The sequence below is a fragment of the Clostridium sp. M62/1 genome, from assembly GCF_020736365.1.
Classification (GTDB): Bacteria; Bacillota; Clostridia; order Lachnospirales; family Lachnospiraceae; genus Otoolea; species Otoolea saccharolyticum_A.
Window position 1 is genome coordinate 3,778,513 of record NZ_CP085988.1, and the last position, 13,692, is coordinate 3,792,204.

Genomic DNA, 13,692 nt, shown 5'->3' on the forward strand with positions numbered 1-13,692 from the left:
ATTTCAACTTTCCCAATTTTTTATACTTTTAATAATTTCTCTGTATTCATTTACAGGAATATTACCTAATACGATAAACTGATGAGAGTTATGATAAATGACCACTTGGCTATAAACTCCCTTGTCACAAAATGTTCCCTTAACACCATCTATCTCTATATCTTTTTTTCTCAGATCCTCTGTATCTATTTGAGTATTATACGGTTCTTCATAACAGCAAAAGTCATACCATTGTCCATTATCCGCTATATACGAAATCCTAAAATCACTCTTGTTTTCTACCACCTCCGCGACATTAAACCCCTTAGGCACATACCTCGGCTCATACTCCTGGAAGTTTTTTGTCACATACGTTTTTGTTCCCTTGTCCACAACCAGCTCACTGTACTTCTCCTTTACATCTGTGAAAAAATTCATCACTGGAATGCGGAAGGCTGATGACGAGAATACCATGCAGGTGCTGACGCAGATGCAGGCCGCAAGGCCTGCGACGGCCCTCTTAACGATGCGGCGGCGTTTTCTCCGCTTTTCGGCCCTGGCTGCAATTTTAAAAATCTCTTTCATTCTCTGGTTATGGCGTTCAGAAAAGACATGCGGCTTTGCTCCCTGGCCTGCTGTGCCGCTTTGTCCTGTTGTCTCATCCGCACAGGCATCAAATGCTTTCAGATCCTCGTCATTTTCCATCTGTTCCAGAAGGGCCAGGGTAAGAATCATTTCATCTTTTTTATCCCTAGTTTTCATGCCCCTTCCTCCTTCAGCATCTTAAACAGCTTTTCTCTGGCTCTCTTTAACCGGGTGTTGACTGTCAGATGGTTAATATTCAAAATTTTCCCAATCTCTTTTGACGGCAGCTCATGAACATAGTAAAGTCTTAACACATCCTGATATATTCCGTCCAGACGGCCAATCGCCTCCGCCAGATTATTTACGGAAACCTTATCAAAATAGATCTTCTCTGCACTTGGCGCAAGTCCATCCATTTCAACCTCTTCCACAGAAACCGGCTCCTTCTTCCTTTTTCTCCAAATATCAAGAGCAGTGTTCCTTGCAATGGTCAGCAGGAAACTCTTAGTCTTTATGTCGTGTATCTCCTCCATTTCCAGTCGGTTCAAATTTTTAATAATTTTCAGCGATGATATCTGAACAGCGTCCTCGGCATCGTCTGCATTCTCCAGTATATTAAACGCTGTCGTATACATGGCGCCGCTGTACAGAGAATACAGAGTTTGAAATTTTACCAGATCTCCCGGCTCGTCAATCATCGAAGCGAGAATAATCATTCGTACCTTCCTCTATCTCTCATATTTCGTTTTCTGTTATTTATTTTAACATCGGCTGCAATTTATATATGTTATCCAAAATTCGATTATATCCCAAAAAAGCAGACGGATTTGAAGTTTCTTTCCTGTACTCCAAATCCGTTAAAAAATCATCTCTGTTTTCCCTTTTATATCCTGAATCTCCGCCTTCTCATTTCCTGCATTCTGAGAGAGATAAGGAGGCTCGGCTTTTTGTGATGCAAAAGATCCCTGCCGGATCATACGGCTCCTGTTCCGTATTTCCAGCAGGGATCTTGTTCTCCTCTTTTCTCGCATCCGCGATTTTCTTCTTTTGCCGAATGCAGTATCCGGATCGGCCGCCGGTTTCCTACAGATCTCCTGTCTCCCTGAATCTTCTGTAATGGTGGTTTCTCTTCGCCTCATCGAGCTGAGTAAGCATGGACGGAATGTCCTCATTTAAGGTTCCCGCCAGCACCACATAGTTGGATGCGTGGTTTGTGCGGAATACTGTTCCCGGTGAATCCACATTTTCCAGGAAAATTTTCATTTCATCCACAATCTCGTCGGCAGTTATCCTCTCAAACCGTCCCTCCACTACATCCTCATACATGGGAGTTCCCTCATAGAGCCGCAGCGTCAGGAAAGAGGCATACTCCGGATTCATAGCCGTAATCAGCTCCGCGCAGGCAAGGGCGTGTTCCTTTACCTTCTTTCTTCCTCCCAGCCCTGAAATCAGCGTCACAGATGTCTGAATGCCGCAGCGCTTCAATTTCTGTCCGGCTTCCTTGAGCTCACGGGCCGTTACTCCTTTGTTGATTTCCCTTAAGATTTCATCATCTCCGGACTCGGCTCCCACATACACAATGCCAAGCCCCGCCTCCTTCAGCTGCCTTAACTCCTCCTCAGACTTTCTGAGGATATCCTGCGCTGTGCCGTAGGATGCCACTCTCACGCAGTTGGGGAACAGCTCTCTCACTGCATCTAAAATGGCAAGGAGCTTCTCAGTCTGAAGCACCAGCGCATCGCCGTCTGCCAGAAATACCTTCTGCACATACGCTCCGTAGCCGTCATGGGCCTCTCTCAGATCCTCCATAATCTCATCCATGCTTCTGACACGGAAATCCTTTGCCTTGTACATGTTGCAGAAGGTGCACGTATTGTGGGCACATCCGATGGTTACCTGCACAATCAGGCTTCTCGCCTCGCTGGGCGGACGGTAAACAATTCCCTCGTATTTCATTTTTCTGTTCTCCTTTAATCTATTTTCCAGTTCTGTCTGACCTTGGGTTCTCAGACCTTTACTGCTTAGTCTCTCCCGCGGGACCGGAGGCGTCATCTTTCTCTGGCGCCCCAGACTGGGGTTCTGGTTCCTCAGCTGCCTGCGCACCGGATATCTCCCCCTCTTCGCCTCCGGCCAGACTGCTGTCCTTCTCTTCCCTGTACTGATACGGGAAATCTGATCCGGCTTTCAGGCTGAGGGAATTATTGTCCCGGCCTACATCCTTTAAAATGGCCTGCATCTGATCATACCATGCGCTCGTACCCAGGTACCTCTCCCAGTAGAAATACATCTGGTTTTCCTTCACGCCTCTCCTGTTTACGGGAGTCCCCGCGCAGTAGGCGCTGTTGAGCTGGCCGTACAGCTTGGCCATATGGAACTTTCTGTCATTGGGAATCCCTGAGAGCTGGCCGTAAACCTGACTTTGGATGGTTTCCACCAGAAAGTCCTCGCTGTACTGCTTAAAATTGAGCAGGTTCTCATCCGTAATCCCGTGATCCCTGGCCCAGCTCTCCACATCGATCCGGCAGGTTCGATAGTCAAAGCTCCCGTCCTCCTGCCATCTCAGCTCCCCGTACTGGCAGGGAGGAATAGCCATAGAATCTGACACAATCTCATAGATTCCGTAAAGCGGTTCTGTCTGAGACGGGCCGCCGTTTATATTTTTTTTAATCCTCTGAAGGTGAAGATGACCGCTTATGTAAACGGGAAGCCCATAGCTCTCCAGGAGCTCTGCCGCCTGACTGGAATTTTCCAGCGTACAGTCCTCAGGGTAGAGGGTGCTTTCCTTCAGCAGATTGTGGTGGGCAATGGGAATCACCAGGACATTCTCCTCCCTGGCCTTCTCAAGCCACCCGCTCATCCAGGCCAGCGTCTCCTTCCTTATCCTGCCGCCAACCTTATTCTCCGGATCATACTGGCAGGAATCCAGCATCATCAGCCAGTACCTGTCATCCGCCCGGTACATGTAGCTCAGGGAAGCCTCGTCCCGATCCATGGCCTCGTCATATCCGAATTCCCGGTAGATGGAGTAAAAATCATCGGCGGTTATATTGTCAGCCTTCTTTCTCTCTGCCCCCTCAAAATAAGACGCCTCAGGGTGGTTAATGTCATGGTTTCCCGGTATCACAAGCACCGGGACCCCCTGTTCCTCCACTTTTCGCAGCTTTTCTGCCAGCTCCTCATGGTTCACAAGCTCCCCGTTCTGTGTCAGATCACCGCTTAGAATCAGAGCATCCGGCTGTTTTTCTGCCGCCTCTTCGAGAAATGCATCTGTGATTGTGTCCAGATACGGAATCACCTTTCCGTCGTCCCACCTGACAAACTGGCAGAAGGCCTCCCCGACAAAGTCTGTCATCTTCGGCGACTGGTAATGAATATCAGAAGCTACAATAAAAAACGGCGGTTCATAGGGAGGCTCGCCCGGTTCCTCCTCTGTCTGGTGGGCCGGTTTCCACTGTTCTTCCCAAAAAACCTCTTCTGTCCCGGGCTCCTGTACTTCCTCCGTCTCCTTCGGAAGCTCCCTATCCGTCTCTGCCGGCTCTGTCAGCTCTGTGAGAGGCCCTGTTTCCCCTGAAGCTTCTGTCCCGCCGTCATCTCCCCCTCCCTTTTGGCCCGGCAGAAACCGGACTGCGAGCGCTACTGCAGCAATGAGAATGGCAATCTCCCCCAGATAAATGAGCGCTCTCACAAACTGCTGCCTGTCTTTTCCTTCATTCATCGTATCATTTCCTATGTTTTTCTTACTGCAGAGGGAACTGCCTGCTCAGGCTGTCAAGCCGCTCCAGCAGGCTGTTTTCCTGGTTTTCAAACAGCAGCCGTCTGTTGTACTCATAATATCTTTCACACTCATTTTCCTGCAGGAAGCGCACGCTGCTCTTTCCCGTAGTCAGCCCTGTGACGAAAATAACCATTTCCTGGCTGTCGCCGAATGCAGCCTCCAGAAAATCAAAGGCTCTCTCCAGCATTTCCAGCGTTTCCTGGCAGAAGGACTCATAACTGTCCCGCTCCTGCGAAAACAGCTCCCGCACACGCGAAAAGCCCTCATTTCTGCCGGTTAACTCCTCCTTCTCGAGTATGGAGCCGTAGAATCTCAGCCGGTCAGAGACAGCAAGCAGCGTGTACTCCTCCCGCCTGTCCAGAAAACCTGCCTTCTTCTTCCAGCCTGTATTTCGATCCAGTTCCTCTGAGAGAAATCCAAGCAGCTCGGATGCCCTTTTCTCTCCTCCTGCAGTCTGACTGTGGTTCTCTCTGCCTTTCTGTGTTTCCTCTTTGTCCTGCTCACTCTCCGGTACCTGGCCATCCCGGAATTTCTTCAGCTCTTCCAGGAGAACAGACAGATATGTCTCCCTGTCCTCTGCCTCCCTGAATCTTCCGTTCAGATATGCCAGAATCAGATTTACCACGCTTAACCTCTCGTCAAAGGCAGCCCTTGAAAGCTTTTCGTATACGCGCTCCGGCACCTTTCCCGACAGCAGCACGTCTATCTGATAATCCGTCCTGTACTTATAATACAGCTCCAGGTAGGCCGCAAAGTCCCTGGCAATCCCGGGATTTTCAATATACTGCACCACTGCCTCTCTGTCAACCTTCCTTCCCAGCTTCTCATAAACTTCCATCAGCCGGGCCAGATCCTCCCATCCTCTGGGAGTGGCAAACTGCTTTCCGGACACAGTTGACTCAATGCGGTAAAAGTTTTCCTTCCTGGCCTCCAGATAGGAGATCACCGCCGGGTGGACCGCCATATCCGCGGCATATTCCTTCCACACCTCAAAATCTGCCTCCACCTCGATCCGTCGGATACGGTCAAGAGTGGCTATGTCAAACTCCCGCACAGATTTATTGTACTCCGGCGGATTCCCTGCAGTTACAATAATAAAGCCCTCCGGAATCCTGTGGTTTCCAAAGGTCTTGCACTGTAAGAACTGAAGCATGGTGGGCGCCAGGGTTTCTGACACGCAGTTGATCTCATCGATAAAGAGGATTCCCTCCTTAAGCCCGGTCTCCTCGATCTGGTTGTAGATCGAGGCTACAATCTCGCTCATGGTGTACTCTGTCACCGCATACTCTCTGCCTCCGTACTGCTTTTTTTCAATAAACGGAAGACCGATGGCGCTCTGCCTGGTGTGGTGGGTGATGGTGTAGGACACAAGCCCCACCTGGCACTCCCTGGCCACCTGCTCCATGATCTGGGTTTTCCCGATTCCCGGCGGCCCAATCAAAAACAGAGGTCTCTGCCGGACAGCCGGAAGCACGTATTCCCCTCTCTCATTTTTCAGAAGGTAGGCCTCAATACAGTTCTTTATCTCCTGCTTTGCGCGTTTAATATTCATCGTTTCTGTCTGCTCCTTTTGAAGGTCATGCCTGTTTTCTGTTGCTCTTTCCGTGGATTTCCTCCACCGTAAGCCGCCAAACGGCCACTGCGTCCACGGAAGCCTCTTCAAAGGAAAAGCCCTGCTCATCCGGCTCGCTGTACTGTCCCATAATGGCATTCAGGCCCAGGCGTTTTTCCTCCCTGTCCTCAACCAGCTCGATGCTTCCCACACCGCACACGCTGCTGTACTTCATAGTGGAGCGGCAGGCAGGCTCTCCCTCTCCTGCAAGCTCCAGTGTGTGGGAAGCGTACATGGAAAACGCTGCCCTCCCTGTCTTTTCGGCGAGAGATGCCTTCCTCCCCTCCCTGGCCCCGTGAAAATAGAGGACAACCTTCGTCTCCCCGTCGCTCACATAGCCGAAATTTACCGGAACCACATACGGCTCTCCATTGTCCGCAAAGGCCAGATTCACCACGTCGCAGCGATCCATCAGCCGGAGGATCTCCCTTAAATCTGTAATTTCCCTGTCATTTCTTCTCATAGGCTGTACGCTCCTTCTATATCTCCTCAGACGCTTCTATCTCCCCCGGCCCCAGGATCACCTTGATCGCCCAGGGCGGCACATCCGCGTCGCTGTAGTCCTCCCTCATAAAGACAAAGGCCGTCTCATAGGCCGGCATCTTTACAGGAAACATTCCGTATCCGTCTGTAAAATAGATAAGCCCCTTCAGATTCGTAAACTGCTTTTCCGCAATGAGCTGATCCACATATTCAAAGGCAGGCCGGAAATCTGTCCCTCCCTGGCCCCGAAGCTCCATATGCTCCATATAGTCGGAAAGCTCCTTTCTGTCTGCAATCCGCTTATCGCTCTGTACCTTTTCATCGCACTGGATAATGTGGATATTCACGCTGGTAAAGAAGCTCTCTGCCTCCGACAGCACGCTGTAGGTCTCTGTCAGAAACCTGTGCACCAGCTCCCCGGAGCAGGACATAGAGGTGTCAATGACGATGGCAAACTCCTCTATCTTCTTGATTTCCTTTGTCTCAAGGGGCTCAATCAGGGGCATGTTCCCGTAGGTTCTCAGCCCGTAATCGTAATAAATATAGTCAAAAGCATCCGTATCCACCTGCATGGTTTCCCGCATGACGGAAAATTTTCTTAAAAATTCCCGGTAGTTCACCCGGCCTCTGTTCTCGATTTTTACCTGCTCAAGCAGGTCTCCCGCCTTGTCGGAGGCCAGCTTTGAGAAGGTTTCCATCTCTGTCTCCATGCTCTGTCGGATGTCATCCCACCTGTTTTTTCTCTCCTGGGCCCTGGGTTTCCTGTTTTTCTCATCCTCCCAGAGCGCGTGGCTGTCCACGTAAAATTCCCGGGCAAGGCTCAGATACCGCCCCTCCGTCAGCCCTTCCTTCTGAAGAAATGCGTAAACCGCCTGGGCCGTTATAACGGGAATCTTTCCCTGAATGCGCTGGTACAGCTCCCGCCTGGCCGGGGAAGGAGGAACTCTCAGGGCCCTGATCAGAAGTCCGTCAATCATGGATTCCACCGCAATGTCGCAGGCCAGATCCCAGTACGGCTTTGCTCTCCTTCCTCTGGTGTCCATATGGACAAACAGGCAGTGAAAAATCATATGAAGATAGGCACGGTTTACATAAACCCTCCCTTTTCTGAAAAGCTCTGAAAGCCTGTTTGGATTGTACCTGAGCACAAACCCGTCCGTTCCGATTCCCTCAGCCTTAAAGTCCGGTGAAAACAGAAGGGAGCTTAAGGCCACGTCCAGAAATCTCATGTTCAGGTACAGCTCATTTCTGGCATTCTTCAAAATATCGGTGCAGACGCCTGTCAGCGCCTCTGCCTTCTCCTGCTCCCAGACAATCGGGGATTTTTCCATCGCCGTCTCCTCCTGTGCCGTTTTCCTGCAACGCTTCTATCTGCCGGTCTCCCAGCCTGGCGTTTTGCGGCTTCCTGCCATTTATTCCTGCCGGGAGGCTCTTCCGGCTGCACCGCAGGGCTTTTCCGGCACGGGAACAGGCTTCAGCTCTCCGTCTCCTGCCGTCACCTTCAGAAACTCTTCCATGGCCTTTGTCATATATTTGTTGCGCTTTTTATAAAAATATACATTTCTGATGGCCAGATCGTCGTCCATCTTATAATAGCACAGAGGCACATCGTAGGGCACGCTGCTGACCAGGGCATCCGGGATAAAGGTGGCCCCCACGCCCTTGCTTGCCATGTTAAAGGCTGTGATGACCTGATCCGGCTTCAGGATAATATTGGGAGTAAAGTTCTGCCGGCTGCACATTTTTACTCCTCTCTTATAAATGCTGTTTTCTTCCTTCAGGAAGATAAACGGCGTCTTTTTCAGCAGGGGAAGAGGCAGCGCGGGCATTTTCTCTGACTGGTACGCTCTCGTCTCAATGGCATCTCTCGAGATCTGATACTGCCTGAGCTCTTCGTTGATCTCAAACCCGGCCGGAACAGCCAGAATAATCCGTTCCGTGCTGTAGTAATACTTTTCATAATTTTTGTCGTCCATCTCCGAATTGTCTATGAGAAGATCGATCTCCTCTGACAGCAGCTTGTCCGTCAGCTGGGAGGTGGTTCCCTCCACCAGTTCAATTTTAATCTGAGGATATTTCCTGGAAAACTCCGCCAGAAGGCCCGGCAGAATGTAGGAAGTCAAAAAAACCGTGCCGCCGATAGTGAGCTTTCCGGCCAGAAGGCCGTTCAGATTGTTGAGTTGGTTGATGGTGTTCTGCTCCAGAGCGAACAGCTTTTCAATGGCGTCAATATAGACCTCGCCGCTGGGCGTAAGACCGATGGGAGAGGTGCTCCTGTCAAAAATAGGGCTTCCAATCTTTTTCTCCACCTTTTTGATGGCGGTGCTCAAAGCCGGCTGAGTGATGTAGAGCTTCTGCGCGGCCTTGGAAAAGCTCTTTTCCTCATAAACCGCGTATACATATTCTTTTCCGTCAAACATGCTTTCTCCTATAATCAAAAATTAATAATAATTATTTTCCTATATGAATTTGATTATATACCAAGCCTGGTATATAATCAAGCCATAGAGCAAAAGTTCATCAAGATTTCATAAACTTCTGCCCTACAGTTCAAATTTTTTGCGCTTCGGTGGGAAGGCTCTGCGGCCTGCATCCATCAGAAAGCTTACCGCTTCCGTCTGACTGCGGCGGACGGCAGTATGAATCAGCTTATCAAATCCGGTTTTATCAAGAGCCGGTTCCTTTATATTTGAATATTCCTCGTGAGCACGCCCTGCCAAACCCTCATTCCCCAACCAACCCGCAGCGGCGTGCTCAACCTTTATTATCCCAAAACATTCATTTACAAGCCATCTCCATTCAGACACATCCTGAAGGGAGCAGATATATTCGGCCGTATCTTCCAGATGTTCCAGAAGATACGCCCTGTAGCTGCACCTGGCTTTTTCTGACAGCTCCATGGGAAAGCGAAGTCTTCCCACTGACAGCCTGACGGCTTCTTTTACGTTTTCCTGCGCCTTCATGTAGGGAAACAGGCTGTCATACTCTGCAAACTGGAACCTGGTATTTTGAAAGCAGTATCTGTACCGGTGTCCGCAGCCATGGACATGGGTTTCTGTAATTCTGGCAGGCGTATTTTCCACCGCCTCCTCGTAGAAGGCTGGAAACAGAAGCTCCGCCCGGTTTTCTTCCCCCACAGGAGCAGAGCCGGGCCTGTCTTTATCAGGTCCCGTCAACAGATAGTGTACAGCCACCGTCTCATTCAGCTCTGACAGGATCTCCTTCAGACAGGATTTTTCCTCCCTGTTTTCCGTCACCGTCAGCTCCTCAATCTTCCTGCACCCGTTAAAAGCACCTGCCCCTATGTCGCGGATCCCTGAGGAAAACTGAAGCCTGCGAAGCCCGTCGCAGTTGTAGAACGCATACCGTCCGATCCGCAAAAGCTCAGGCGGCAGGGAAATCTCCCGAACCCTGTCCCCGCAGAAGGCCGGACCAAGCTCTGAGGCGGCCGTCTTTCTGACCGGAAGCTTTTGGCAGCCCTCCTCCCACAGATATCCGAAGGGTTCCGTCCTCATGCCTGCCGAAAAGATATAATCTCCAATCTCAGTCACCGGACAGCCGTGCACAAAAGCAGGCAGGGAAATTTCCTCTGCCTCACCGAAACATCTCAGTATTTTCGCCGTACCGTTCTTTTGCTCATAGAGCAGCTTAAATCCCATCCTGTATCCTCCCCTCCCGGGCAGCAAAAAACTCAATCGCTGCATCGAGGCTTTCGTACCTGCCTGCCAGCATCTTTTCAATCTCCCCGTCCGGCTGTGTAATGTCCGGGATCATGACAGGGATAAATCCGCCCGCCTTGGCCGCGCGGATTCCGTTAAAGCTGTCCTCCAGCACGGCGCAGCGCTCCGGCGCGCATCCCAAAAGTCTGGCGGCCAGGAGGAAGATTCCCGGATCAGGTTTTCCCTTCTCCACCATCTCCCCACAGGCGAAGGCGTCAAAGTATCCCTTCACCCCGGCCTGTTCCAGGTACATGAGAGCCCGTCCGGACTCTGTGGATGTGCCGAGGGCGATCCGATACCCGTGCTTCTTTAAATAGCTCAGAAGCTTCTCTAACCCCGGCTTAACAGGCACTCCCCGCTCTCTTACCGCCTGTTTTGCCAGCTCTGTCCTTCTCTTCCTTACTTCCCAGAAATCCGGCTGTTCTCCGAAAAAGCGTCTGAATATTTCTCCTGCCTCCTTCGCCGAACTTCCTCTGACCTTACTCAGATATTCTTCCCCGATCTCCACTCCGAATTCCCTGCCGGCCTGAATCCAGCAGTCCGCATAGAGGCGCTCTGTGTCGAACATCAGCCCGTCCATGTCAAAAATGACAGCCTCTATCCTGTCTTCAGCCGCTCTATGTCTGTCCATATGTTCTGCCATATAGCCTGACTCCTTTTCGTCTGTATCTTCTGTTGCTGTTTCTGCTGTTTCTGCTGCTTCCTTCTTCTGTATTCCTCTCCCGTCTGTCCTGAGCATCCTTCCGGAGCGCCCCTGAGCTGCCTGTCAGCCCAGTCCCAGAACTCCCGCAAGGAGGAACCAGAGGGGAGGAACCAGGAGGGACGGCAGCATATTCATGGTTTTACAGTCTTTTATATTTAAGATCGAGAGGCCGGAGGTGGCAATCAGGACTCCGCCCACGATGGAGATTTCCGCCATCAGCGGCTCTGAGAGAAAGCCTGCCAGAAAGCTGGCACCCATATAAATGGCCCCCTGCCAGCAAAACAGCACAGGAGCGGCCAGGGCAATCCCGATCCCATAGGTAGATGCCAGGACAATGGAAGAGACGAAATCCAGTGTAGCATTGGTGAAGAGATAGGTGTGGTTTCCATTTACCGCGCTCTCGATAGGCCCTACGATAGACATGGTTCCGATGCAGAACAGAAGAACTGCAGTGGAAAGGCCTTCCCCCAGATTGGAGGAGCCAAAACGAAGCACTCCTGTCAGTTTCTTAAACCTGCCGTCCAGATCCAGGATCGTCCCCAGAAGGCTTCCTGCCGCCAGACTTGCGATAAACAGCACCGGATATCTGCTCTCCGGCATATGGCTCACCGCCGAGTTGACGCCCAGCATCACGGCGGCCAGACCCATGGCGTTGAACATGGCTCCCTGGTATTCGTCCTTAATCCCCCTGTTTACCACACTTCCTATCAGGCTTCCTGCCAAAATTGTGCCTACATTTACAAAAGTTCCTATCATCCTTTTTTCCTCTCTCCGTCAAGACTCCATTCTGCCAGATGATCTCCCTCATATCTCAGCTTTAAGGAAAAAAACGGCCGGTTCTCTGCGAGGAGCCCAAAAAAGATCCGGTCTCCCTCCCAGAGATTGAGCTTATCAAGCTCCTCCTTCTTCACCCATTCCAGTGTCCCCTCGCTGCACTCTCTTAATTCTCCCTCGAATGCGTCGGCTGTGTACAGGCACATATATTCTGTGGGCCATCCATCAGCGATAAATGTCACAATGCCTCTGAACTGCCAGGACAGCAGCGTCAGGCCTGTCTCCTCCTTCGCCTCCCTGAGCAGACATTCCTCCGGGCTTTCACCTTCCTCGAAATGGCCTCCAATGCCAATCCACTTGTCCTTGTTGACGTCCTTCTCCTTCTTTACCCGGTGAAGCATCAGATACTTCCCGTCCTTCTCAATATAGCAGAGCGTGGTAAGCTGTGATTTTTCTCTCATGGCGTTTCCTCCTGTCTCATTCTTTTGTCCCGCTGTTTGCCGGTTTCAGCCTGCAGTTCACTTCTACTCCTCCAGATACAGTCTCCCGAAGTCCTTCGCGTCATCCTCCAGGATCCTCTGAAGGAAATCACTCAGATCACTGGCGTACTGGTATCTGTCCCACAGCTCCCTGGCCGGATCGTGTTCCACCTCATCCCGGATCTCATACATCCGCCCGCCGTAATAATATACGCAGAGCTTTGCGTAAAACCGGGCCATCTCCTGAATCTCGTCTTCAGAGAGATCTAAAATCCCCTGTCTGTTCTGTTTTTCCAGATCTCTTACCGCATGACTGTAGGAGATCTCCCTCAGAAAATCTTCACTGTAGTCAAAGAAGTCAGCCAGATCTCTGTTTTTGTAGGAATTCTCCCTGGCCCACTTTTCCACATTAACCGGCTGGGTATGGTAGGTAATGGAGCCGTCCTCGTACAGCTCCACTACCCCGTATCCGCACGGCGCCATGACGAGGGAGCCAGTCACCACCTCTGTCACTCCATCCTCCTCCATATAATGCTGCAGGTGGAGATGGCCGCTCAGATGGAGCCTCACCTCATTGTCAGAGAGCATCTGCAGAAGCTCCTCATTGTGTTCAATAGTGCAGTCATCGTAAAAGGCATCGCTGACTCCGCTCTGCTCCAGCAGGTTGTGGTGGGTAACCGTTATTACCTCCGTGTCATTCTCCCACGCCTCATAGAGAATTGGCTCCATCCACCGGTAGGTTCCGCTCTGGATCATTCCCCCTGTCAGATTGGCCGGATCATACTGGCAGGAGTCCAGCATCAGAAGCCACAGGCTGTCATCCACCTTATAGAGATAGCTCAGAGAGGAGGGATCTCTGCTGTCGGCAGCCACATAGCCAAAGTCTGCGTAGATATCCGCAAATTCCTCCGGGCTGACACTTTCTACCAGATAGGACTGTGTGCCCGAAAACCGGCGAGCGTTGGGATTATTAATATCATGGTTTCCAGGGACGACCAGCACCGGAATGTCCTCCTCGTCCAGCTCCCTCAGAATGGACGCCAGTTCCTCATGACTGGCTCTCTCCCCGTTCAATGTCAGATCCCCGCTCAGAACCACCAGATCCGGCCTTTTTTCCTTCATATCCTCCACAAAGGCGTCCATCACCTCCCAGCCATACAGAAGAACTCGGCCATCGCTTCCGTAGGTCATCTGGACGAAGCTCTGGCAGCGTTTTCCCGCCAGCTCCTCTGCCAGATAGTGCATGTCTGTGGCAACGACTATCTCATGGAGAGGTTCATCCTCCCGTTCTCCCTCTTCACCGTTTTCTGTTTCTGCCTCCTCCGTTTCATCCCGGCTCTCCTCTTTCGCTGTCTGGCTCTCCAGCGTCTCCTCACTGCCGTCCGTGCTCTCCTCCTCAGCCGGAACAGTACTCTCACTTCCACTCTCCGCCTCAGAAGACTGAACAGCCGCCGGCTTTGTCTGGTTCTGGCATCCGGCAGCAAACAGACAGAGCCCGGCTATTGCCGCAGCCAGCGCTGTTTTTCTTTTCCTCATATGTATATCCCTCTACTCTCTGCATCATCTCTCTGCCGTCTCAGCGA

General features: G+C 51.3%; 13 protein-coding genes. All 13 read right to left on the reverse strand.

Annotated elements, in window-relative coordinates; all coding sequences use genetic code 11:
• Positions 1-3: 3 nt before the first annotated feature.
• Complete coding sequence (locus tag LK436_RS17565) at positions 4-684, reverse strand: DUF4367 domain-containing protein (RefSeq protein WP_227910114.1); 681 nt, start codon at positions 682-684, stop codon at positions 4-6.
• Positions 685-737: 53 nt separating this feature from the next.
• Positions 738-1,280 carry an RNA polymerase sigma factor gene (locus LK436_RS17570; protein WP_008399192.1) on the reverse strand — a complete coding sequence of 181 codons (543 nt, stop codon included), beginning with the start codon at positions 1,278-1,280 and terminating at the stop codon, positions 738-740.
• 367 nt (positions 1,281-1,647) lie between these two features.
• A complete protein-coding gene (locus tag LK436_RS17575) occupies positions 1,648-2,520 on the reverse strand; it encodes a B12-binding domain-containing radical SAM protein (protein ID WP_015573397.1) in 873 nt (290 codons plus the stop codon).
• 58 nt (positions 2,521-2,578) lie between these two features.
• Complete coding sequence (locus tag LK436_RS17580) at positions 2,579-4,279, reverse strand: metallophosphoesterase (RefSeq protein WP_008399188.1); 1,701 nt, start codon at positions 4,277-4,279, stop codon at positions 2,579-2,581.
• 22 nt (positions 4,280-4,301) lie between these two features.
• Positions 4,302-5,891 (reverse strand): ATP-binding protein, encoded by a 1,590-nt coding sequence (locus tag LK436_RS17585; RefSeq protein ID WP_008399186.1) that lies wholly within the window; start codon positions 5,889-5,891, stop codon positions 4,302-4,304.
• Positions 5,892-5,916: 25 nt separating this feature from the next.
• Entirely contained in the window at positions 5,917-6,414 is a 498-nt protein-coding gene (locus LK436_RS17590) for a pyridoxamine 5'-phosphate oxidase family protein (RefSeq protein ID WP_008399185.1), read from the reverse strand.
• A gap of 16 nt (positions 6,415-6,430) precedes the next feature.
• Positions 6,431-7,765, reverse strand: coding sequence for a VWA-like domain-containing protein (locus tag LK436_RS17595; RefSeq protein ID WP_008399183.1), 1,335 nt, complete (start codon positions 7,763-7,765; stop codon positions 6,431-6,433).
• A gap of 81 nt (positions 7,766-7,846) precedes the next feature.
• Complete coding sequence (locus LK436_RS17600) at positions 7,847-8,854, reverse strand: LysR family transcriptional regulator (RefSeq protein ID WP_008399181.1); 1,008 nt, start codon at positions 8,852-8,854, stop codon at positions 7,847-7,849.
• A 123-nt stretch (positions 8,855-8,977) separates the two neighbouring features.
• Positions 8,978-10,093, reverse strand: a complete 1,116-nt coding sequence (locus tag LK436_RS17605; RefSeq protein ID WP_008399180.1) for a leucine-rich repeat domain-containing protein — start codon at positions 10,091-10,093, stop codon at positions 8,978-8,980.
• Positions 10,083-10,796 (reverse strand): HAD family hydrolase, encoded by a 714-nt coding sequence (locus LK436_RS17610; RefSeq protein ID WP_166460519.1) that lies wholly within the window; start codon positions 10,794-10,796, stop codon positions 10,083-10,085. Before LK436_RS17610 ends, LK436_RS17605 begins: the two co-directional genes overlap by 11 nt.
• Positions 10,797-10,919: 123 nt before the next feature.
• A complete protein-coding gene (locus LK436_RS17615) occupies positions 10,920-11,612 on the reverse strand; it encodes a DUF554 domain-containing protein (RefSeq protein ID WP_008399178.1) in 693 nt (230 codons plus the stop codon).
• The gene (locus LK436_RS17620) at positions 11,609-12,091 is read right to left on the reverse strand and encodes an NUDIX hydrolase (protein WP_008399177.1); all 483 of its coding nucleotides are present in this window, start codon (positions 12,089-12,091) and stop codon (positions 11,609-11,611) included. Before LK436_RS17620 ends, LK436_RS17615 begins: the two co-directional genes overlap by 4 nt.
• A 63-nt stretch (positions 12,092-12,154) precedes the next feature.
• Positions 12,155-13,645, reverse strand: coding sequence for a metallophosphoesterase (locus LK436_RS17625; RefSeq protein WP_008399176.1), 1,491 nt, complete (start codon positions 13,643-13,645; stop codon positions 12,155-12,157).
• Between the last annotated feature and the right edge of the window lie 47 nt (positions 13,646-13,692).

What these genes read in the sequence shown, in the direction of transcription:
- LK436_RS17565 (WP_227910114.1), bottom strand. Translation starts at nt 684, where the DNA reads ATGGAAAATGACGAGGATCTGAAAGCATTTGATGCCTGTGCGGATGAG.
- LK436_RS17570 (WP_008399192.1), bottom strand. Translation starts at nt 1,280, where the DNA reads ATGATTATTCTCGCTTCGATGATTGACGAGCCGGGAGATCTGGTAAAA.
- LK436_RS17575 (WP_015573397.1), bottom strand. Translation starts at nt 2,520, where the DNA reads ATGAAATACGAGGGAATTGTTTACCGTCCGCCCAGCGAGGCGAGAAGC.
- LK436_RS17580 (WP_008399188.1), bottom strand. Translation starts at nt 4,279, where the DNA reads ATGAATGAAGGAAAAGACAGGCAGCAGTTTGTGAGAGCGCTCATTTAT.
- LK436_RS17585 (WP_008399186.1), bottom strand. Translation starts at nt 5,891, where the DNA reads ATGAATATTAAACGCGCAAAGCAGGAGATAAAGAACTGTATTGAGGCC.
- LK436_RS17590 (WP_008399185.1), bottom strand. Translation starts at nt 6,414, where the DNA reads ATGAGAAGAAATGACAGGGAAATTACAGATTTAAGGGAGATCCTCCGG.
- LK436_RS17595 (WP_008399183.1), bottom strand. Translation starts at nt 7,765, where the DNA reads ATGGAAAAATCCCCGATTGTCTGGGAGCAGGAGAAGGCAGAGGCGCTG.
- LK436_RS17600 (WP_008399181.1), bottom strand. Translation starts at nt 8,854, where the DNA reads ATGTTTGACGGAAAAGAATATGTATACGCGGTTTATGAGGAAAAGAGC.
- LK436_RS17605 (WP_008399180.1), bottom strand. Translation starts at nt 10,093, where the DNA reads ATGGGATTTAAGCTGCTCTATGAGCAAAAGAACGGTACGGCGAAAATA.
- LK436_RS17610 (WP_166460519.1), bottom strand. Translation starts at nt 10,796, where the DNA reads ATGGCAGAACATATGGACAGACATAGAGCGGCTGAAGACAGGATAGAG.
- LK436_RS17615 (WP_008399178.1), bottom strand. Translation starts at nt 11,612, where the DNA reads ATGATAGGAACTTTTGTAAATGTAGGCACAATTTTGGCAGGAAGCCTG.
- LK436_RS17620 (WP_008399177.1), bottom strand. Translation starts at nt 12,091, where the DNA reads ATGAGAGAAAAATCACAGCTTACCACGCTCTGCTATATTGAGAAGGAC.
- LK436_RS17625 (WP_008399176.1), bottom strand. Translation starts at nt 13,645, where the DNA reads ATGAGGAAAAGAAAAACAGCGCTGGCTGCGGCAATAGCCGGGCTCTGT.